Origin of the sequence: Gynuella sunshinyii YC6258, assembly GCF_000940805.1 — a bacterium.
Taxonomy (GTDB): Bacteria; Pseudomonadota; Gammaproteobacteria; order Pseudomonadales; family Natronospirillaceae; genus Gynuella; species Gynuella sunshinyii.
Genome location: NZ_CP007142.1, coordinates 3791794 through 3817413 on the forward strand (window position 1 = coordinate 3791794; position 25620 = coordinate 3817413).

Genomic DNA, 25620 nt, shown 5'->3' on the forward strand with positions numbered 1-25620 from the left:
TCAGGGTTTACTGATTGCATCCAGTAAGGCTGCAAACTCATTTGATAACTTCAGATTGAGTTCCCGATCAGTCATATGCAGATCATTGCGAACAGGCTGATACGGTTCGCGATCCGGTTGCAGCCAGTATTTTTCTGTAGCAAATGGATAGGCAGGCACTCTGATTTTGCGAGGCGTCCCGTTGCGATACAGATTCTGCCAATCGATATCCGCGCCCTTCGCCCAACGGGCGGCTATGGCATGCATATCCATTAGCGGGGCATCGGGTTGATCTCTGTGCGTTGCATACGGCTGATCACAGTGATCCGCGCCGGCCAAATAGGCCTGTAGATATTCCCGCACGTCTTCTCTGCTATGAGCCACAAATGCCAGCCGCTGTGACATGGCCTCTCGACCGGTTTGCAGGGTGTAAGCCAGACTCGCCAGGGTGACCTCAGGCTGTTGCCATGGCTCTGAATCCATAAACTGCAACAGCTTAAGGGCATAAGCGTGGAGCCGTTCCCGGGTTCTGGCCGATAACACAATGATCACACCCTGTCCGGTCTCCACTGCCGGTATCGGTTTTGCCACCGGCTGATACTCTTCCAGCACCACATGTGCATTAACGCCACCAAAGCCAAACGAACTGATGCCGGCACGCAATGGCACCGGATCGCCATTGGCGTCTGTGGTCCGCTGCCAGGGCTGTTGTTCTGTGACCAGATAAAACGGGCTGTCCTGCAGATGAATATGGGAGTTGAGTGGCTGACCATGCAGCGACGGAACCAGCGTCCGGTGCTGCATTTGCAGCAGGACTTTTATGACACCGGCCACACCCGCTGCCAGTTCCAGATGACCGATATTGGTTTTGACCGAACCGATGCCACAACGATGTTGATGGTCAGGGATGGTGACCCCGATACGCTGATATAACCTCTGAAAAGCGGCTTTCAGGCTGTTGATTTCAATCGGATCACCAAGGGCGGTGCCGGTACCGTGGGCTTCGATATAGCCGATACTGCGGGGATCGACCCCGGCGCGGGTGTAGGCGGATACCAGCAGTTCGGTCTGCGCCTCGGGATTCGGTGCGGTCAGACTGTTGCCACGACCGCCATGATTTTCGGCACTGGCTTTGATGATTCCGTAGATCCGGTCCTGATCGTGTTCCGCAGAAGCCAGCTTTTTCAATATCAGGATGCCTATGCCCTCGCCGCGCACATAGCCATCGGCCTGATCTGAGAAAGTCTTGCAGCGTCCATCCGGCGATAACATGCCGGCTTTGGCAAAACTGATGTGCACCGCCGGAGAAAACATCCCCTGGACACCTCCAACGATGGCCATATCCGCATCGTCATGGAGAATGGCGTTCACACCCCGGTGAATGGCCACCAGAGAGGAGGAACAGGCCGTATCCACCGGTTCGCTCGGCCCCCGCAGATTCAGAAAATGACTGACCCGGCTTGGTCCCATGGAAGGCACCGTGGCAATCACGGTCTGGCCGTTGATGTCCGTTTCACAGGCTGTCAGCCGGTCCCCATAGCCACTGTTGCCAATGCCAACGAATACGGCGGTCCTGCTGCCGGATAACCGGGATGCGGCATAGCCGGCGTCTTCTATGGCGAGCCAGCTGTGCATCAATAACAGCCGCTGTGCCGGATCCATGATTTCCGCATCGCGTGGCGATATGCCGAAGAACAGCGGATCGAAATCCCCATAACCCTCGATAAATCCGCCCCACTTCATACTCGGCGACGCAGTTTCCGAATCATGCCACAGAGCCTGCCAGCTCCAACGCTGTTGCGGGATTTCGCTGATACAGTCCCGACCCGCTACCAGATTCTGCCAGTATTCATCGATGTCGCTGGCCTGCGGAAATTTTCCGCTCATGCCGATAATGGCGATATCGTCACCGGTTGATCGGGATGGTGATCTCTGAACAGAGACCGATGGCTCGGCATGACTTGTCCGGGGTAATAGTGATTCACCGGAATCGCCGCAAATCTTCGGCACTGACGGAGTCGCCGGAGAAGGCTCAGGCAGGTCAGAAAAATGGTGTTGAATGCTGTCCTGGTATTGGTCAAGCAGGTAACCGGTCAGCGCACTGATGTCTGGATATTCAAAAAAAGCCGTCGGTGCCAGCGCACGGCCCTGACGATCCTCCAATCCATACAACTCGTTCAGTTGATTGGTGAACAGTGTGAAAGAGATGGAATCAAAACCATAAGCACCAAATGCCTTGCCTTCATCAAAGCTGTTTTCATCAACATCGACCAGTTGCGCGGCAATATGCCGTAACGATGCCTGTACTCTGTCTGTCAGCTCCGTTACCGGAAGCGAGTGAGTAACGGGCTCGATTGAGACTTCGGACCGGGTGTTATGGTTATCAAGATAAACACTTGCCATTACCTGACGGTCGCCAGCCATGGCGATCACCTGCTCCCGATCACTGCTCAGAATCCGCAGCAGGGCATCGACTCCGGCCTCCGTTGGCATGGCGGCAACCCCCTGTTTCAGCAACAGCGCACGTTGATTGTCAGCGTCTATCTGCATACCGCCGTCCTGCCACAGCGACCAGTCGATGGCGAAGGTTCTGCCATACCGCTGTCCCTGTGTCTGGAGAAAATTACGATAGCCGGCAAACGCATCCATGAACCCATTGGCAGCGGCATAATCGGCCTGCCCGATATTGCCAAACACGGCGGATACCGAAGAAAACAACACCATGAAATCCAAAGGTTCATGCCGGGTTGCCAGATCGATGGCCAGCAGGCCGTGCACTTTCGGCGCGAAGACCTGTTGAATGTCCTGGGCGGTTTTATTCAGGATAAATGCATCGCGCAGCACGCCGGCGCAGTGAAAAATGCCATTGAGGCAGCCATACGTTTCCCGTATCCGGTTGACCACCCGAGTGGTATCTGCCACCAGACTGACATCTGCCGTCCAGTATTCGACGGCCTTGCCAGTGTCACTATTCAGGCTATCCAGAGCCTGTTGCAACGGCGCTGACAGCGGCCGGCGGCCGGTCAGAACAATGTTGACCCGTTTTTGCTGCATCAGAGCACTCGCCAGTTGCAGCCCAAGCTTGCCGGAGCCCCCGGTAATCCAGTACACGCCGCCTTCCTTGAGCGGGCTGACGGTGCGGGATGGCAGCTCCAGTTTTTCGGTCAGTTGAATTTGCCGGGTGAAATCCGGGCGGTAGCGCACCCGGACATGTTCGAAACCACTGTAAAACTCCTGCCTTAAGATGGCTGACAGGCTATCCGCGTCATAACTTGCCAGCGCTTCGACGGTCACCAGCTTACCCAGCACCCGGTGACTCTCCAGCTGAGCGGTTTGCAGCAAGCCGGACAGGCAATGGAAGGCAAAATGTTCGATGTTCCCGGGTACAAGAATCAGTATTCGCAGGCGCTTACCGGATGGACTGCGCAGGTAGCTCTGAATGACCTCAAAGCCGTATTGAAAATCCGCCTGAACCTGTTGAGCAAACGTCACAACGTCAGTCTGCCCTGGTTCCAATCGGTGCGGCAAATAAACAAGCCGGCAACCGGCAGGCAGGCTCTGCGAATGGATATAACCTTCAGTGACACCGGCCAGCAGCACAACATGGTCATCATCCGGATGTTCTTCAGACACATTTGTCTGCGCAGGCTGATGTTGCCAGGCGGGACTGAGATAGAACATTTCCGGCCCGGTGACCATCCGGGGCATCTGGTGATGAAGCTCATCCTCCACCAGCTTCCGGGCGCTGAATTCCTTCATGGAGATGCAAATATGGCCGGCGGCATCGGCGATATCGATATCATAACGGGTTACCGAACCGCTACGGTCTGACCCTGGGCTGAAATACACATGGACATAACCGTGACTGGGGGTGGGTCGCAGCACATCGATCTGTTTGACGTAAAACGGCAGATAACCACCGCTTTCCTGTGGCTGTAAAATCAGGCTGTCTGTTAACTGAAAGGCTGCGTCCATAATGCTTGGATGCAGGAAAAACTCGTCATTGCCGAAGCGGGTGTCCTCCGGCAGATGCAGTCTGGCGAGCACCTGATCATCATTCTGATACAAGGTCTCAATAACCTGAAACGCCGGGCCATAGTCAGCCCCCACCGCCATCAGCCGGTCATAAAACCAGGGTTGTGAATATTGTTGGTTACAGAGCTCCCGGATAGCGGAAATATCCAGGGTGCGGACATGATCATCCGCCTGCGTTGCCGAACCGGTCAGTAATAGTCCCTGACTGTGAAGAATGGGGTTGGCGGCATCGCTGTGTACTTCAAAACGGATTTGTCCGGCGTCGTCATGCAGACTCACAACCAGCTCACATGGATCCTGCCCCACCACCACCGGTTGCATCCATACCACCTCACGGATAGACACAATCGGCTGCCGGCAGGACTGTTCGCCGGCAAACCGGGTCATTTCCAGATAGGCAACGCCCGGCAGAATCTTTTTGCCACCGAGCACATGATCCGTCAGGAAAAACTCTTCGCCATTCAACACCACGGTAAATTGCTGTCGTTCAAAGTCGGAATCATTGCGATGGACTAACGGGTGCAGCTTTTCCACTTGCCGGGCACTGACCGATGGCCGGGGTAACGGGTTCTGATATCGATAAGGTGTCCGTTTGAAAACATAGCCCGGCAGGGACATTCGCAGTGGATGAGCCTGCGGCTGATACAGACTCTTCCAGTCTGGATCATTCCCCTGAGTCCAGAGCCTGGCCAGTTGCTCCAACCGCCCCTGTTGAATACAGATACGAAGGTCATCGTCGGATGCGGTTCCCTCAGCTGCCTTCTGGTCAGGTTGCTGAAACAGCCCGCTTATTGGTCCATCACCGTTCACAAAGGCCGACAGTTTTTCAACCAACTCTGCCACGGTGGATACCACAAACCCGACTCTGGCAGGCATCTGTTTACGGCCAACCTGCAAGGTATAGGCGAGCCGGTCAATAGCCACATCACTGTGACGATCACGCAAAAATGCCAGCAACCTTGCGGCCCCCAGATGCAGCTGCTGTTGGTCCATGGCTGACAGCGGAATGAGGACCAATGAATGATCCGGGGCCGCTGCGGTTGAAGCATTGGCATTGTGCTGACGATATTCCTCCAGGATGGCATGGGCATTGGAGCCGCCAATCCCAAAGGAACTCAGCGCCGCCCGTTTGGGTAGATCCTCCGTTTTCCAGTGACTGGGGTGTTCAAGCACATAAAACGGAGAATGCTCAAAATCAATACCGGGATTCGCCTGTTGATAGTTGATTAATGGCGGAAATGTTTTGTGATACAGGCTCATGGCCAGTTTGATGCAACCGGCCAGCCCGGCAACGGTGTCCAGATGGCCGATATTGGGTTTAACCGAGCCAATGGCGCAAAACTGTTGTTTGCGGGTCTGGCTGGCAAACGCCTGAGTGAGGGCGGCCACTTCAATGGGATCACCAATCGCCGTGCCGGTGCCATGGGCCTCCACGTAACTGATGTCTTCGGGATGTATGCCGGTTTGCTGCAACACGTTGTGAATGACGGCAGACTGACCACTGACACCGGGGGCATAGAAACCGGCCTTGTCATTACCATCATTATTAATACTGATGCCCCGCAGCAAACAGTAAATATGATCACCATTGTCGATGGCATCCATGGTCCGGCGAACCATGATCACCCCTGCCCCTTCACCGGCAATCATGCCGTCTGCGCGTGCATCAAAGGCTTTGCAGTGACCATCGCTGGAAAAATTCAGTCCCGGCTGATGCACATATCCCGCCTGAAAGGTGTCGAATAATGTGGCACCGCCCACCAGTGCGTAATCCACCTCGCCGGATTGCAATGCCTGACGCGCAAAGTACAGACCGGTCAGGGAAGAAGAACAATTGGAATGCACAAACACACTGGCACCGGTCAAGCCCAGCTGATGGGAAATCATCGTCGGGATACTGCCGCCTTGAGCCAGTATCCAGGAAACGTAGTGCTGCGGATGATCCATCACCTGAAGTTCAGCACTCAGCTGTCCGGTGAATGATGGATAAAAGTTGTTGCTGGCAGACATGAAAACCGCTGTTCTGGCAATGTCTTCCGGAACATAACCGGCGTCTTCGACAGCCCGCCAGGCGTGCATCAATAACTGCCGGAACTGCGGGTCCATAATGGCGGCGTTGGCGGGAGAAATTTGAAAGAACTCGGGATCGAAAGCATCTTTGTCCGGCATCATCAAAGACAACGGCACGTAGGCAGAATTGTTCAGCACCGCGGCCGATAAGTTCAGTCTGGCAATCTCTTCATCAGATAACCGTGTCGTGCACTCGCGGCCATCGATGAGGTTCTGCCAGAACTGCCAATGATCCTCCGCGCCTGGAAACTGACAGGATATGCCAACAATCGCCAGACTGGAGTGATAATAGTCGGGATGCTCAGCCGGAGACGATAATGACCGGTTCAGCGACTGCGATAACGGCTCTGGGAATACATTCGGGTCATTGCCCGGTAGCTGTTTTTCAAGGTACTGGCCCAGCTTGCGAATCGTCGGGTAGGTGAACAGATCGGTTACGGTAACTCCCGAACCAATGTGGCGACTGACGCGTTCTGCCAGAATCGCTGCTGACACCGAGTTTCCGCCCAGATCCATCAAACGGTCGGTCACGTGAATACCCTCCAGTCCCAGCACATCTTTCCAGATGCTCAACAACTGTTGTTCCAGCAGCGGTTGCGAGGAAGACGAGCGGTCATCCTGACGCACCAGCACAATCTCCCGTTCCATCAGCGACTTGCGATCAACCTTGCCGTTAAGAGTCAGAGGCATCTGCTCCAAAGGGACGAAAAAGGCCGGGATCATATAATCCGGCAACCCATCCTGAAGATGTGCCTTAAGCGCGTTGATGTCCTGCCAATGGGGCTGCAACGGAACGTAGTAGCCGACCAGGTGGCTGACTTCCCCACGTCGATGCAATACGACAGCGCTTTGCCGGATAGCCGGATGCCGGTTCATATGGCTCTCGATGTCATCCAGTTCGATACGAAAGCCGTTGAGTTTGACCTGAAAATCCAGTCGCCCCAGATATTCCAGCTCGCCGGAGCTTGTCCATCGCGCCAGATCTCCGGTTCGATACAGCCGATCACCCGGCTCAAACGGATTTTCGATAAATTTTTCCGCGGTCAGTTCCGGGCGTCGCCAATAACCGGCTGCCAGGCCATCGCCGGCAATACAAAGCTCGCCGGCCATTCCGGTCGGGGTCAGCTGTTGCTGTTGATCCAGAATATAGATCCGGGTGTTGGCAATCGGTTTGCCAATGTTGACCGGCTGATCGTTTTCAAGCTGTTTCAAGGTCGACCAGATGGTGGTTTCAGTCGGACCAAACAGGTTCCAGGCGTCACTGCCACTGTCGCAGAAACGCTGTTTGAGTGATTCCGGCAACGCCTCGCCGCCACACAGAATTCTGACCTGTTCGGTATTCTGCCAGCCGGCATGAAACAGCATGCTCCAGGTCGAAGGGGTCGCCTGCATGATGGTCGGTCTGAGTTGCTGAATAGCGCTTTTCAGCTGTTCGGCATTGCGGCTGGTCGCGGTATCCGCAATATAACAATGACCACCAACGATCAACGGTAAGAACAATTCCAGACCGGCAATATCAAAACTGTAAGTGGTGACCGCCAGCAGTGTGTCGGCACCGGTCATCCCCGGACAATTTGCCATCGACAACAGAAAATTGGTCAGGGCCGGGTGTGTCACCATCACCCCTTTCGGCCGGCCGGTGCTGCCCGAGGTGTAAATGATATACGCCAGCGGGTTGTCTGTTTGCCGGCAATTGTCCGGCAATACAGTCGTTGCCGGCACATCCGGCCAGGGCTGATCCAGCACGATGACTTCAGCCCGGTTTGCGGCGGTGGCCGCCTGAAGCAGCCGGGTAACCTTCGTCATCAGATCTGATTCAGTCACGATGAGGCTCGCCTGACTGTCAGCCAGAATATAGTTCAGCCGCTGTTCCGGAAATGCCGGATCCAGTGGGATATAGGTCATGCCCGCGCGCAGAATCCCAAGCAAAGTGGCTACCATGTCGACGGAACGATGCAGGCAGACGGCAACATGAACATTGCTGCCGCCGCTACTGCGTGCACGCAGATAATCGGCGATTTCATTCACCCTGCCGGATAGCCGGGTATAACTCAGTGTTCGCCCGACATCACTCACTGCGGTGGCTGTGGGTGATTGCTGCACCTGAATATCGAACAGCTGATCCACGGTCAGGGTTTTGTCGTAGCTGACCGAAGTGTCGTTGTAATCGTACAAAAGCCTGTTTCGTTCTGCCGGAGACAGCAGCGAATAATCTCGCAGGGACAATTCAGGCCGGGCAATGACGTTATCCATCAGCTGCCGATAATGATCTGCCATGCGTTCAATCACATCGGCACTAAACAATTCAGGATGGTATTTCCAATGCAATATGAAGGTATCTGCCGTTTCTGCCACTTCCAGCGCCAGTTCATATTCACCCTCCTGAAAAACCTCTTCACACCACTGAAACGGATGACGGCTGTTGCTGAGTGCTTTCAGAATGTCGTGATACATGAAGGCGGTTTGAAACACCGGAGCGGTTTGTGAAGAGTCGTGTTCCAGTGAACGGATCAATGCTGCAAACGGATAGCTGTGGGCAAGGCCGTCTACAATGGTTTTCTGCAGTCCGGTCAGAAACTCGAAGAAGGTATTTTCAAGCCGGATCTGACTCCGAATGGGAATCATGTTAATCAAAAAACCAACGACATCTTCGTACCGATGCTGACTTCTTTCATTGAACGGTATGCCGACAACGATATCCCGCTGATCGCTGTACTTCAGCAACAGTATTTTATATAGCCCCAACAGCACCGTGGACGCAGAAACCCGTGCGGCTCTGGCAAGCCCGGTTATTTTTTCAGCCACGGACACCGGAAGATGGTCGCTGATGCTGCGGCCGGCAAAGGCCGTGTGTACGTTATCACGAGGCTGGCTGACCGGCAGGTGTAATACCGGCAATGGCGTGGCAAGCTGTTGCTGCCAGTATGACAGGCGTTTCCGGCCTTCAGGGCTGTGCATCAAATCAGTTTGTTGCTGCACAAACTGCTGATAGCTGCCAGACACATGCGATACCTTTGGTTGCTGGCCGTTTGACAGCATTTGCATGCCATTGAACAATGTTTTCATCAGCAGCGGGATAGATGCACCATCAAAAATAATATGATGGACATTGATTAATACCCTGGTTTCACTGTCTGAAAGACGGAACAGGTAACATTTCAACAACGGTCCCTGATCCAGGCTGAAGGGTTGTTTCATGGCCTGGGAAATCACGTCATTTAGCTGTCCGGGTGGGCATTCACGCAGATCCTGTTGCAGAATATACGGCTCCTGCTCCGCTTGCAGCACATGCCTGAGTTCACCACCAGACTCGCGAATAACGGCAGTCAATATCGGATACTGCCTGAGCACAAATGCACAGGCGCTGCTGAAAATGTCGACATTGAGATCGGTCACGGAGAAACACAAAGGAACGTTGTAGGCGCTCATGGCCGGATGACGTTTTTGTAACGCCCAGAGTCCTTTTTGCCCTGCCGATAAATCATCAGCCTCAGCCCTGGCCGTGATAGCGCCGGGTGGATCCATTCTGCGGGAAACAGCAGGGGCTGCGGTACTTTGTACACCTTTGGACAACAGTGCTGCCAATGAACGTTCATGATGTTCGGTCAGATATTCGGCCAGAGCCGAGATCGTGGAATATTCAAATAATAACGTGGGTGATAGTTGTGTGGCTAACTGTGTTTCCAGCGCCGACACCAGGGTCAACAGGCCGGCTGAGTTCAATCCCATTTCGTGGAATTCCCGGGCGGGATCAAGATCCTCCAGCCGCTGGTTATGCAGCGAGGCCATCATTTCCATAAGAAACTGTTCAGCCTGGGTGGCCTTCTGGTCATCATGCCTTGCCTGTCGCCCGACGGGCTGATCAGTCAGCGGTTCAAGACGACGCTCCGGATCAATAAATCCTGCATCTCTGACCAGTTTGACCGAAAAATTCTTCAGCTCGGCAATCTGCTTGTCATCATCGTCGAAGAACAACAGATCCATAAACAGCAGTTCGTTTTTATGGTGAACTGAATCCATCTCCAGATGAACCCGGCAACGGCTGGAAAATACTTCTGATGCCCGAAAGCTATCGATGACCAGCGGCAGAAACAGCCGGTCTTCACCCTCCACCAGTGACGCAACCGCGGCCACGGCAGCAGCATCAATCAGCGCCGGATGAAACATAAACTGCGCGGCATCCGTCATGGCATCAGGCGATAACGATACCTCAACGGTGAGGCTGGATTCGTGAATGTGGATGCATCCCTGCGATTTCATCAAACCGGAATGAACCAGCTCCCGGTCCACCATGCGGCGATAGATATCGTCCAGTGCAACGGTTTTTTCAGAGCGGCTGACAATCCGTTGAATATCCAGTCGGCCATCCAAGCTGACCGCTTCGATGCGATGCACTTCGGCGCTGACATAATGTCTGAAATCACCATGCCGCTGGCCGTTTATGACCTGCTCTCCATCGATGCGGACATCCCAGCTCCCCTGCCCCGTTTCCTGGCAGTGAAAATGCAGGCGAACTTCATGACCTTCATCTGCCTGTAGAGGCGAGAATATCTTCAGCCGACGCAGTTCAAGATCGACATGGGAAAAACCCTGAGCCCTGAAAAACTGGTAAATAAAGTCAATATAGGCAAGACCGGGTATCATTCGCTGACCATACACCCGATGGTGTTTCAGTATGGGGTGATCAGCGCTGATTCTGAACCATTTCTCCATCAGGAATCCCCTACCGCCCGTCCGTTTCCAGCACCGACTGTCGCTGACGTTTCCCACCAGTTGTTGTCAACAACCGTATCCTGCTGGCGAAGATCTCTTCGGTGCAATACCGGTGGTGTCACAGGGCGCCGGACCGCGTTCGGATTCGAGCTTTCTGCAACGATCAGATGAGCGTTCGTGCCACCATCGGCAAAACAGTTCAATGCCGCAATACGCGGTGTGCCGCTCCAGTCATTCGAATCACGATGGAAAACGAATGGCGACCGTTCAATTGGATAGTGGTCCATGGTGTGATACCCGGACAAGAACGGAACATGGCGACGATGGTTTAACATCAGCACCAGTTTGATAAAGCCAGCGATACCTTCGGCACAGAGAGGATGGCCAATATTGGGCTTGATCGACCCCAGCCCACATGAAATACGGGCGGATGAACGGTAAACGGCTTCCATGGCTTTCAGTTCCAGCAGGTCGGTAACCTGAGAGCCGGACGCATTGGCTTCGATATAACTGATGTCTGTGGCTTTAACACCGCTTTTTGCCAGCGCCGACAGCATGACTTTCTTTTGTGCATGAATACTGGGTGTTGCCAGTCCGGCGGTGCGGCCGTCATTGTTTAAGCTTAACGCTTTGATCACGGCATAGATCGTATCGCCATCCTGTTCAGCCCGTGCCCTGGTTTTCAGTAACACCATGCCGGCCCCTTCTCCAGGCACTATCCCCTCAGCGCGCTGATCGAAGATATGGAAATCACCGTTACTGCTAAGCAGTTTGCGGCGCGCAAAGGTCCGGTGTACCAGATCACTGGTGAGCAGGTTGACACCACCCGCCAGAGCCATCTCGTTGTCGCCATTGCGCAGGCTTTCAATCGCCATATTCATGGCCACCAATGCCGAGGAGCAAGCGGTATCGACCACCAGACTCGGGCCTTTAAGGTCAAAGAAATGTGAGATATTAGCCGCCATGTAATTCTGGCCAAGTGCCACAATCGGGTTATCTGCCCGTTCCAGCAGCGCCTCTGGCAAATCAGTACGACTGCGACTGCCCAGGTAAACACCGGTAGCCGTGCCACGGATGTCATCCATGCGGTATCCGGCGTGATAAAACATGTTCAGACTTTCTTCGAGCACCAGTAATGCCTGAGGATCCATCATCTGTGCATCTGCCAGCGATAGATGAAAGAAATCAGGATCAAAATGATGAATGGAGTCCAACAGCGCGGCATAAAACGAGGACGGTTTGCCCCAGCGTTCTGTTGGCACCGCTGCTATTCGGCTCTGCCCTGCAGATAACAATTGCCAGTAAGCTTCCAGATCAGCTGCACCGGGAAAACGACAGGACATGCCGACCACCACGATATCGTCCGAATGGTCTGATACGGTATTTTGACGGTTGACAACGGCCACTGCAGGGGCTTTGGATGAGGACGGGGTTTTGGTTGATGACAGGACATTGGTTGATGACAGGACATTGATCAATGCCGTTGCATGAGTATCAAGCAGCCATTCCGATAACGCTGCCAGACTGGAGTGATCGAACAGCACCGAGGGATCCATGGGCTGTGCCAATGCCTTGCCCAGAGCACTTGATAACTGTGATAACAGAATCGAATCAACGCCATACTGTTCAAAGGCCGTCTGCAATTGAATACTGTCTTCAGAAATCTCCAGTTGCCGGCAAAAAAACGTTTTTAACCAGGTCTGAACGGTCTCAATGTCAGGTTTCGAGTCAACCGCCTGAGCGGACTCACCTGATTCACCGGCTATCCGCCGCGCCATTAATTGCTGTGGCCGCCACAAAGCCTCGTTCACCTGCGCCGCCAGGACGACCGGCCCCATATCCCTGGACAAAATTTCATCCAGCATCGCCAGTCCTTGCTGATGACTGTGACTGAGCAAGCCGGTACGCCCGTAGGCTCCTCCTTTCAGCTCGCCCATGGATGACTCCCGCCAATGCGCCCACTGAATACTGACCAACGGACAACGCCCCTGCCAGCTGGTGGCCACGTAGTCCATATAAGCATTGGCCATGGCGTAGTCGCTTTGTCCGGCCCCCAGGGTCGGAATGATTCCGGCAACCGATGAAAACAGCAGCACACATTTCAGCTCATCATCGCCCAGCTGTGACAGTACGGTATCCAGAGCACTTGTTTTGGGAGTCAGTATCTGGTGGATGTCTGCAATGGATTTCCGGATAAATGCGGGGGTTTCGGTGTCCATATTTCCGGCACAATGGATCAAACCGGCCAGTGTTCCACTTGCTCTGATTTTCGTCAGCTGTGCGCTGACCGCTGTGGCATCTGTAAGGACAATCGATTCTACCCGGACCTCTACACCCTGTTGTTCCATCGCCAGAATGCCGGACATTTGTGATGCCCGAGGATCATTTTGAGCAATCAGCAACGGCCACTCTGACCGGGGTGGCCATGTTTCACGACCGGACAACAGCAGCTTTTTAACACCATAGTGACGGACAAAATGCTGAGCACATTGATACCCGAGCCCTCGTGTGCCACCGGTGATCCAGAGCCATTCACTGGCGGCAAAAAGCGGTTTTGCCTGTTCGCCGGCATCCGACACTTCTCTGAGTACTGCCCGATAGCGTTGGCCATGACGATAACAGACCTCGGCGACTTCATCGGATATACGCAATTCAGCGGCAATCTGCCGTGCCAGCTCAACACCCTGGATCGCTGGGTCAGCGTCCATATGCCGGCTTTGCACCGATGAATATTCACTCTGCAACATGCGATATAACCCGACACGGTTTGCCCCCTTCAGAACCGGCATTGGATTGTGCCAGGCCTCCAGCCCCTGGGTGACAGCCAAGAGCATTTTCCGGGTCTGGGACGATTGACTGATCAGTCGTTGCAGCCCTTCCAGCCACTCCAGTGAATCGTGACGGTTTTGATCACAGCCGAGCAGGTCCACGCAGCCGAATGGATCAGTGGGATAGTCTTCTGACCAGGTCGCCAGATCCTCCGGATACAGCACCACACTGCCCGGTAGCTCTGCGGCCACCAGTGTCGCCAGGAGTTGTGTTGCCGGTGTGGTCAGAACGAATATGGTCTGCATGGGTGCCTGAACGGGGCTCTGTGGCACAGCCTCCCAGGTTTTGGTCAGAAAACGGAAATCTGCCTTCCGGGCCTGAACTTTGCCGGGCGCGACCAGTTGCAGATGATTGGGCCGACGGGAATGCTGAGATCCCTGTCCACGATCAGAACTTGATACCGCCTCCGGCCAGAAACGTTCACGGGCAAACGGATAAGTGGGCAAGCTGATACGTCTCGGACTGGCGGATGGTTCAGCCGTAGAAGCTGGCTGATACAGCTGCTGCCAGTCGATGTCAAAGCCGGATACCCAGAGCGACAATAACTTTGCATACTTACCTTTATGCATCCACGCGGTGATTGTCTTGTCCATGTCGTCATCATCGCTGAAAAGACTGAGTACCGGTTCATGCTGAAGGCTCTGCCCCAGCCAGCATCCGCTACCGGTTTTAGCACCGGCCGATACCGCCTGAAGTTTCTCCAGTATGTCCTCTCGCGATTCCGCCATTATTCCTGATCGGGCTGCCATGGCCTGACGCCCCACCTGCAGGGTGTAAGCGAGATTGGTCAGATCCAGATCAGGATGGTGACCGATGAAATCGTGAAGTTGTTGAGCCATAACCCTCAGACGCTCCGGGGTTCTGGCAGATAAAACAATCAGCAGGGGTTGCAGTTGTGCCGGTGCCGGAACCGGCGGTGACACATACTCTTCGATCACGACATGGGCATTGGTACCGCTGTAACCGAATGAACTGATGGCCGCCCTGCGCCTGTCTACACCGTCTGTTTCCCAGTCCCGGCTTTCGGTATTGATGTAAAAAGGCGACTGATTCAGGACGATATGTTCATTGACGTCTTCAACATGCAGGGTCGGTGGCAACTGCCGGTGTTGCATGGCCATCAGCATTTTGATCAGCCCGGCAATGCCCGCTGCCGCCAGCGCATGTCCGACATTGCTTTTGACCGAACCGATGGCGCAATATTGCTGTTTTGCCGTATAGGACTGGAACGTTTGAGTCAACGCATCCACTTCAACAGGATCGCCCAGCCGGGTGCCGGTGCCATGTAACTCAACATATTGGATATGCTCGGGATTAATGCCGAATTTATCGTAGACATGCTTTTGCAAGCGGACCTGGGCCTGCTGATTGGGCGCAGTAATGCCATTGCTCCGGCCATCCTGGTTAACTCCCCACCCCTGCACCAGACCATAAATGATATCGTTGTCTTTCTGAGCGTCACTCAAGCGCTTAAGCGCCACCACCCCAATCCCTTCTGAAGGAACAAAACCGTTGGCACGCTGATCCAGGGTATAGCAGCGGCCATCGGTCGACAGCATGCCGGCTTTGGTTGCCATGATATGAACATCCGGACCGGTCAAAACAGATATCCCGCCAGCCAGAGCCATATCACAATCACCCAGCACCAGGCTGTTACAGGCCTCTGCCACTGCCACCAGCGAAGCCGAGCAAGCGGTATCAATGGTCAGACACGGCCCCTGAAGATTCAGGAAATAAGCAATGCGCGCCGCCAGAATAGATGGACTGCCACCGAGAAACCGCTGGGCATTCAACCCTGATTCCATTTGGTTCTGACCGTAATTACCGTAACCGGCAAATACGCCACAACGACTGCCGGAAATCACTTCGGACGCATAGCCGGCATCCTCAAGGCAACTCCATGCCGCCTGTAAAAACAGTCGTTGCTGGGGATCCATATGCCTTGCTTCCAACGGCGTGATGTTGAAAAACATCGGATCGAAGCAGTCTGCATCCTGCAATACCCCCATATAACGGCAGTCTGTTTTATCCGGCTGTTCGGGATCTGCGTGAAAATAATCGGCCATGTTCCAGCGTTCCGGTGGAACCTCATCGATACAATCCTGTTTATTCTGGATGGTGTTCCAGAATTCCTCAGCGTTGTCCGAACCGGGAAAACGGCAAGATAATCCAATCACTGCAATTTGAGTTTGTTGCGATGATACTGAAAAGGATGATACCGAACTGGCCGCTGATTCATTGCGTGACGGAGAACTCTGCCGGGTCGAATTTGTCACGTCCGACGGCTGCTTCGATATTTCGCCAAGCAGGTACCGGGCAAGCTCCTGTAACGTGGGGTAAGCAAAAAGCCGTGCCGCCGGAACCAGGAGGCCGTAGCGTTCGTTTATCCGGCTCATCCACGATACGCCGATGGCGGAATTCAGCCCAAGTTCAAAAAACTTGTGATTGGCAGAGATCTCCTGTTGGTCAAGGTCCAGTTCTTCTGCCAGCATCTCTGTAATACTGTGCAACACCCTCTCCAGCTGCAGCTCTGCCGCTGGGGATTCATCAGTTGCATCCGTTAACTCTGCTGTTGCAGTGACCGGCTTGACGGCAATCAGACTCACATGTTCAACACCGCCTTTGGGCCGGGCACCATTGACGCTGACCGCCAGGGTTTCAAATTCGGCCTGTTCAACCGTGAATCCCGCGTTCTGACATTCCCGGCGCAGAATGTCAGGATCCAGCAGATTAATCTCTGTCATCCCCTGCAAGGCGTCAGCATGCGCGCTGGCATCACCATAACCACTGATATCTGCATGGCTGGCAAAATAATGTTTCAGATCGGCGATATAACCGGGCCACAAATCTCCTGTCTGTTTACGGGTTTCATAGTCAGAGACATTGGCAGCCCATTGGGGAAAATAAGGTGTGTCACAGGTGAGAAAGATTTTGCCGCCGGGCTTCAGCCAGCGATACATTTTCGTCAAGGTGAGCTGCAAGGCCTGCGGGCTCAAAAAATGCAACACCCGGCCGGCATGAATGGCGCCAAAACGGTTGCCCGGCAGATCGAGTTCAGGCACGGTTCCCTGTTGGGTACTGATTCGCTGCCGCGCTTCGCCGTTGACCTGTCTGGTCAATATTTCCAGGTGCCGGGCATCCATATCGACCGCCAGAACCGTGGCGCCGCGCGCCAGTGCTGATAACGCAGCGGCACCATAGGCGCAGCCGAGGTCCAATACTTCGCCATCACATTGCCCGGCATAATCCACAAAGGCTTCAGAACAGGAAAGCAGTTGCCGGGTCATGGTACCGGTGCCGTTGAGAGTCGGGATCATGCCTTTGAATGCCTCTGGCATCGCGCTTTCCGTTGGCTTGTCATCCGTATGCGGCGGTTCAGGATCGACAGCGTCTATCCAGTAACAGGTTGTTAAAAACGGAAAGGTTGGCAGCACTACTTTTGCCGGTTTTTGGCCGTGATATAACACTTCCCAGTCCAGAGTCATACCGCAACACCAGCTTTCCGCCAACACGCTCAGGTTTGCCTGTCGAAGCGCCTGTGTGGTCAGACCGTCGCAACCTTCTTCGGCATTTCCGCGCCAACAGTGATTAAGGTGCGCTGCTCCATCAGCGATCTGCTGTAGTTTTTGTAACAGTTCCGCATGATTTTTAACCAGCAGAGCCAGGCGCTGTGTCATGGCTTCACGGCCGGTTTGAAGGGTGTATGCCAGATCCCGCAATGAGATCGTTTCAAACCCATGGTAACGATATTCTTTATTTTGCAGATAGCTCAGCAGACGCTGCGCCATGGCAACCAACTGCTCGGCTTTACGGGCAGAGAAGACAATCAGATATTCGGACGCAGGAGCCTCTGCAAGGTGCTGATCCCGCTGACGATGTTCTTCCAGAATGAGGTGCCCGGTCACCCCACCAAATCCAAAATTGTGTACCCCGATCCGTCTGCCCCGATCGCGTCTGGGCAACCAGTTCTGATGCTGCTGCAAAATATGGCAACGGAATGGCTCATCATCTGCATCCCAGTTCAAGTGCTGGCAATTTTCCACCTTTACCAATTGATTATTGGTGAATGACAGCAATGACTTGATAACTGCAATGACACCGGATGCCCCGGCAAAATGTCCCATATGCCCTTTGATTGTGCCGATAGGCATGGGGTCGTCACGGTCGCCGAAGACCTGATGATAAGCCTTAAGCTCTGCGATATCGGTCAGGGTGTTGCCACTGCCCTGCGCTTCAATGTAATCAATATCAGATGGTTGCAGGTTGGCCTGTTGCAGAGCCTCTTGAATAACCTCCTGATGAGACGCGGGATTCGGTACCGTTACCATGACACCCTGGCCACCGTGGCGTACCGACAAACCTTTGATCACGCCATAAATATGGTCGCGGTCACGTTCTGCTGCGGCCAATGGTTTCAGCAACAACAGGCCAAGGGCGTCACTGAAAAAATGACCGTTGGCATCACGATCAAAAGGTCTGACCTGAGGTTCACCGGTAAACAATCCCAGTTTGCGATTGCAGATCACCACATCCGGGTTCAGCACCAGGTTTACGCCACCGGCCAAAGCCAGTTCGGCGTCACCGGTCCATAAGCTTTTCAGAGCCGTCTGTATGGCGCTGAATGAACTTGAGCAGGCGGTGTCGAGGGCCATTGCCGGCCCTTGCCAGCCAAAGAAATGCGAGACCCTGTTAACCAGCATGGCGTGGCTGTTACCGGTATTCAGATAACCTTCAACCGGATATCCCAGCGCCCTGGCTCTGGCTGCGTAGTCCTGCCGTTCCACACCGATAAAACAACCCACTTTTTTGCCATACAGAGCATTCTTTGCATATCCGGCGTTTTCCAGGGTTTCCCAGGTAGCTTCCAGCGTCAGCCGCTGTTGAGGGTCCAGTTGGGGGGCCTCCCGGGGTGACAGATTAAAATGCAGGGGGTCAAAATAGCCGACGTTTGCAATAAAAGCGCCGTAATGACAGTCGGTTTTGTTGTCCTGTTGAGGATCACCATCACAGGCCTGCCATGACCATCGGTCTGCCGGAACGGTGGAAATCGATGACTTGTTGGTCATCAGGTTCTGCCAGAACTCAGTCAGCGACTCGGCACCCGGCAACCTGCCGCCGATACCGATAATGGCGACCTCGTGGCTTGCAGTAGTGGGTAACGCAGTTGAGACTGAATGGGTGGTCAGCTGTTGTTTATCCTCGCGCACAGCGTTGACCGGTGTACGGGCAGGCTGTTGCTCAGACCATTTTCGATACAGAAAATCCGTCAGCGCTTTCAGTGTGGTGTATTCGAGAAACACAAATGGTTGCAGACGGATGTTGTACTCGTCAGTGATTTTTCTGGAAAAAGCGGTCAGTGTGACGGAGCTGAAACCATAGTCACTTAAATGGCGATCAGCAGTGATCTGCCCGACATCCAGTTTCAATGTCTGTGACATCAGTTCAGTGATACGTTGCTGAAATGCTTCCTCAGCCAAGCGATCAGCAGGCACTGAAGCCTGCTGCGAAACAGCTGAGGACGCCTTTTTGACCGGCCTGATAACCTGGGTATCCCACGATAATACAATGGCATTTTCACCACAGCGCTGAGCCTGGAGATATTCCTCCTGACTGATTTCCTGCCGTGCCAGCAAGGCCTGCATCACCTCTTCACCCAGACCTGCCAGCAACCGGTGTTTGACAGTCTGCAATTGTGAATCATGTTCACCCTGCTGAATCAGCGAACGCTGTACGGACCTGGACAACACACTTTGCGCCTGCGGATCAGCATGAGGGCCACGCAGTCGATACATCGGCGGAAAAGAAGGATAATTCAGGCAACGCCAGAAGGCCTGAAACTCTGTTTTTGGATCAGGTAATAATCCCAGTTTCAAACCCATGATGACATTGGCCAGCGGTGCCACCACGATCTCTCCCTCACCTGCCCGGTGATTCAGTTCCTCTGCATCCAGGGTATAGTTGCCGGAGATAATCTGCGCATACCAGCGCGCGACCATTTCGAGGTACGGAAGGGTTCCGGTCGTGCCGACATTTTGCAGTCCATAGGTATTCACCAGACTCGGGTTTTGGCGATAAAACAAGCCCATGGCAAAGTCATCGCGCATGGAAAACTGCTTGACATAATCGAAGGACTGGCTGTTGTCATAACCGGTACACAACACCACCATGTCGATGTTTTCAATGTGTGTTCCGGAAGCGCTGAAAATACATCCCCGCCCGGTAAAACGTTCAATATCCTCCACGTGTGTCTGAATGGCACCTTCCGCCACCCGCTGGATGACACCATCATTGATATGCACAAACGGGTTGGCTCTGAAATCTTCCAGCGATGGAAACAAACCACTCTTCTGGTAACACTCGTAGTATTCGGGCATGGAGTTTTTCAGACGCTCCATGATGATGCTGTTGTCTTTGGATATCAGCAGATTAGCCGGTGAAATAAAATCGTTTGGCAGATAACCAACCATGCGCGGCAATACCAGTCGCAGGGATCGCATGGACCAGAACACGGCGCTGGCGACATGACTGGCTTCTTCGGCGATATCCATACCGCTGACGCCGTTACCGATCACCAGCACCCGTTTGCCGGCAAAAATCCGGTTGTCATAGTATTGGCCGGAATGCAGAACCTCACCCTGAAATTGATCCAGCCCCGGAATAGTTGGAATGAACGGATGCTTGTAACGGCCATGACACATGGCTACGCCATCAAAATACCGGGTCTGCTGTTGATCACCCTCCCCGATATCCACTTTCCATTGGTCACCATGTTCTGTGACCGCAATGATTTTGCTGTTGTAGTGAATGTATTGATGGATATCGAACCGGGAGGCATAAGCCTGCAAATAGGCTCTGACCTGATCAACACCCAGGAAAAAACCATCTGTAGTATCTGCGGGAAAGTCAGAGAAAAAGCTGGTATCGGCGGAATTCTGAAACCGGGTGCTGTTGTATACCCCGGCGGTTTTGTCCGCTTTGATATTCCAGATACCACCCAGGACTGATTCTGTTTCATAGATGACCGGCTCATGTCCTTCTTCCAGCAGGGATTTCGCCATGACCAGTCCGGCAGGACCCGCACCGATGATACAAATACGTTTTTTCGTCCTGGTCTGGTCTGTCATTGGTTTCATTTCCTCTTGTCTGTACGGGGTGGCCCAGTAGGCTTTCTGATCAAATGGGTAGGTTGGCAACGGTATTTTTCGACGGCGTTTATGTTGATGCAGATCCATCCACGAAATGTCTGCGCCGTTGATCCAGGCACGCGCCAGTGCCTGAAAATCACCTTGCTCACTGGCATTACGCACTTCGATCTCAAGTGCTTCCTGATCAATCGGTTCGGCGGTTACCGTGCCGGTTAATACGGTGGAGATGTTATTTCCAATTACCTGCTCCAGGCTGTCTTGCAATTCATTCAGATCAGCAGCCACAATTGCCAGGCGTTCTCTCATGGCTTCCCTGCCCACTTGCAGCGTATAGGCGAGATCACCAAGACAAAGCCGTGGTTGTCGGGCGACAAAAGCACACAGGTTCTCTGCCATGGCTTGCAGTTGAGTCCGGTTTTTGGCAGAGAGAATGATGATTTCGGCGACGTTGGCAGATGACGCGGTGAAAGGTTCAGAGGAGCTATATTCCTCCAATACCAGATGTGCACTGGCACCAAAACCGTAACTATTGATACTCGCCCGTCGCGGCAACGTGGTTCCATGACGGTCTGTCAATGGATCCCAGGGATGGTTGTCCGCTGTGATCACAAACGCCGTGTCGGTCAGGGAGATGTGCTCAGACAAACCGGAGAATCCCGGCAGTCCGGGAATTACCTGATGGCGTAATGCATATACGGTTTTAAACAGTGCGGCCATACCCGACACCACCTCACCATGTCCCATGGTGGGTTTCAGGCAACTCAGGTGACACTGCGCGGTGTTCTCCAGGTCGCTCTGACAGCGTTCCGCTGCGTTTCGATATGCGGATTTCAGTGCTTCAATTTCGATACTGTCGCCGACAGCCGAGGCAATTCCATGAGCTTCGATATACGCCACTGAGCGAGGGTCAATACCTGCCTCAACATAAGCACGAATCATTGCCGCTTCCATGCCGGCTCCATTGGGAGCCGTCAGCGACATCCCCCTTCCCCCATGGAAAACCGCGCTGCCCTTTAACACCGCATATATGCGATCACCATCTGCCCTGGCACTGCTGAGAGGTTTGAGTATTGCCACCCCGACGCCTTCGGCCCGGATATACCCGCTGGCATCCGCCTGGAATGATTTAACCTGCTTGTGGGATGTGAGTAATCCCATGGCTTCGTAACTGCTGAATCCTGCGGGTGAAAGCAGTAAGTTAACCGCCCCGACAATGGCCTGTTTACACTCCCCGGTGTGGATCGATTGCATCGCCCGATGAATGGCAACCAGTGACGATGAACAGGTGGTTTCGCACAGCTCGCTGGGACCGCGCAGATTCAGTAAATAAGATATCCGGCTGGGAATCATGGAAACCATTTCAGAGGTCATACGATAGCCGTAGTCTTCCGGATCCAATGATGTGCAATCACGGTATTCACCGGCGGAAGCCGCCATGAACACACCGGTATCCTGGTTCGCCAGCGTTGCCGGAGTAATCGCCGCGTGCTCCAGTGCCAGCCAGGTATACGTCAGCAGTAACCGCTGCTGAGGATCCATGAGTTCAGCTTCCCTCGGGGCGATACCAAAAAACAATGGATCAAACGCAGCAACCCCATCAATGAAGCCTCCCCACATGATGGTTGTCTTGCCCTGTGCTGACAGTGGATCGCCAAAATGGGACTTCCAGTCCCAGCGTGATTCCGGAATAGTGGTTACACAGTTACGCCCGCTACTGATGTTTAGCCAGAACTCATCCAGATCTTTCGCGCCCGGGAATTTACCGGCCATACCCACAATCGCAATGGGCGACTCGGACACATCCGCCACTGTTCTGCCCCGACCGATGTTTTCGCGGCTGACCGATTCGCTGTCAGCGGATGAAATATAATGCGCCAGCTGGCGAATGGTCGGATGAGAAAACAACGTCGCCAGCGTCATGTCGCAATCGAAATTCTGACTAATATGCTGTACCAGAACCGCTGCGGAAACTGATGTCCCGCCAACATCAAAGAAGCCATCGTTTATGCCGATGTTTTCAATATGAAGAAGGTCTTTCCATAGTGTCCACAATTGAGTCTCCAGCGCCGACTCAGGAGATTGTTCAGTCTGAGCCCTGGTCAGTTCCAATGGCCGCTCAGTCAATGTTTTGCGGTCTGTTTTGCCATTGGGGGTTAACGGCATTGCCTGCAGATTGATAAACAGGCCGGGAACCATGTAGTCCGGAAGCGAATGTTGAAGATACTCACGCAATTGCTGTGAAGCGATGGGAGCAGCGTCTATCGTCGTGTAATAACACACCAGTTGCCGCTCTTCACCGTACTCTTTGACCACCGCCACACTTTCGAGAATTTCCGGATGACTGCTGATCCGGGTTTCAATTTCGCCCAGTTCAATCCGAAAGCCTCTGATTTTCACCTGATGGTCCATACGCCCCAGGTATTCTATCGTGCCATCACTCCGCCAGCGGGCCAGGTCTCCGGTGCGATACATTCTGGTCTGACCGGAAAACGGATTGGCACGGAATTTTTCTGCCGTCGTATCAGGGAGATTCCAATAGCCTTTGGCCAGACCATGACCGGCAATACACAACTCTCCTGCGATGCCGACGGGAAGCAGTTGAATGTTTTTATCAACGATATAAACCTGAGTATTGGCAATCGGACGACCGATAATGGTGGATACGTTCGATCCCGCTTCCAGGCGATGCAAGGTCGACCAAATGGTAGTTTCCGTCGGGCCATACATGTTCCAGACTTCGCAATCATGGTCCGCAAACCTGCGCTTGAGGGAGTCTGTCAGAGCCTCGCCACCACATAAGATTTTTACTCGCTCTTCATTCTTCCAACCGGCATGAAACAACATATTCCAGGTTGCTGGCGTGGCCTGCATAACGGTGGGTTTAACGGTGCGAATCTGTTGCAGCAACTGTTGTGCATCGCGGCTGTTTTCTTCACTGCAAATATGACACTCACCACCCTGTAATAACGGCAGATAAAGCTCCAGTCCGGCGATATCAAAACAATAAGTGGTCACTGCCAGCAGCCGATCATATGCTTGCAGACCGGGCTCCCGACTCATGGACACCAGAAAATTAGTCAGTGCCCGATGAGGGATCATGACCCCCTTGGGGCGACCGGTCGTACCGGAGGTATACATCAGATAAGCCAGATCATCCGGCGTGACCTGTCGCGGTAGTGGAAAATCAGTCTGCGCAGCCTGCTCGATCCGTTGCCAGTCCCGGTCCAGCGCGATAATGCTGCCAGCTTCCCCACTCCAGGCAGATATGACAGAGATCAGACGATCCTGAGTCAGGACAAGTTGTACACCGCTGTCCTGCATCATATAGCGCAGCCTGTCCTCCGGATAATCCGGACCGAAAGGGACATAAGCGCCACCGGATTTGAGGATACCGATAAGCCCGACAATCATATCCAGAGAACGTTCAACACACAGACCGACCAACGAACCGGGACCAACACCGGTGGATTGCAAATAACGGGCAAGCAGAGTACTTCTGTGTTCAAGATCCTGATAAGACAGATGATTCCCTTCGTGAAAAACAGCAGATTTGTCCGGGTCTTTTTTTACCTGCTCAGCCAATAACTCGTGAAAGCACTGTTCTTGTGGATATTCTGCTGCAGTCGCATTCCAATCATCCAGTATGGTCTGCTCTTCCTGCCGGGATAATAGTGAATACATTTCCGGCAATTGTCCGGGATCATCCATTACAGTATCAATCAGGTTGACATACTGGTTCTGAAGATAATTGATTGTCGATGCCTCAAACAAACCTATATCGTAGGTTATGACGACTGTAAAATTACCGCGTCGCTCAGTTATCTGCACGAACAACTCATAACCATCCTTCCAGTTCAACTGCCATTCCGTATCATTTTTTTTGATATCCTGAAAAGCAAATCCGACCGAGAACAAAGGATCTTCCAATGGCACATCGGCATCAACTTCCAAGACCTGACACACGTTTTCAAACGTACACGCAGAGTGAGCAGACATGGTAGAAAGAGTATGACGGACATGATGCAGTAAATCGCCAAATGGCTGAGTGCCGACGGCTGTCGCCCGCATCGGGACCAGCTGCTTCGTGGATTCAGCTCTGTCACTGTCGCGTGTCATATCCATTAACAGGCCGAACAAAATATCCTGTTGATCGGTATGGCGATACAGAAAAACAATGAATAATGTCAGAAAAACAGTTGCCGGGTCAGTATCTTGAGCATCGGCAAAATTGACAACAGCCTGAGCCGTATGTGCTGAAACAACACTGACAACAGTGTCTGTTTTGTGTTTATCCAAAGCTGTTAAACGGGGTCGATCAACAGGCAGATTCAATATTGGCAATGGCGCCGACAAGGTTTGTTTCCAGAACGAAATAGTGTCAGGAAACGTGCTCTTTAAGTGTAACAATTCGTTGAAAGAAAGTTTCATCCTGCTGTTTTCCAGAGTCGTTAGGTCGGTCTCTGTGAATTTGAATGTATCCTGAGCTCTGTCTCTTGATGATCAAGCGACGAATACATACAACCTGCACAATCAACAAATTATTTAGGGAACCTCTGAAAAATGGACTATTTCCGCGCAGGACATTGTCAGCCCCAGTCTCACATCCTCATTTACGCCAGTAAACTGCGGTGTTGCAAGTGGTGCTTCCTCGCCTGTATCAAAACTATTCCTATTTTTCAGAGGCCCCTCAGGATTGTGCGAAAACGCTGAAACAACCAAAAACCCTGGATGCACCATAAAGTGCCATCAAACGGATATATTCGTTATAAAAATAAAATACTCACTTATGGAATCAAATTTATTTTCATATGTCTACAAGGAACGGAAATAGATCATAACTTAATATACT

At 53.1% G+C, this 25620-nt stretch carries 2 protein-coding genes; both read right to left on the reverse strand.

Annotated features, from left to right (window positions below; genetic code table 11):
• A complete protein-coding gene (locus YC6258_RS16255; RefSeq protein WP_052830344.1) occupies positions 1-10797 on the reverse strand; it encodes a non-ribosomal peptide synthetase in 10797 nt (3598 codons plus the stop codon).
• Positions 10797-25199: a non-ribosomal peptide synthetase gene (locus tag YC6258_RS16260; protein ID WP_044617900.1), complete on the reverse strand. Its 14403-nt coding sequence runs from the start codon at positions 25197-25199 to the stop codon at positions 10797-10799. Before YC6258_RS16260 ends, YC6258_RS16255 begins: the two co-directional genes overlap by 1 nt.
• Positions 25200-25620 lie beyond the last annotated feature (421 nt).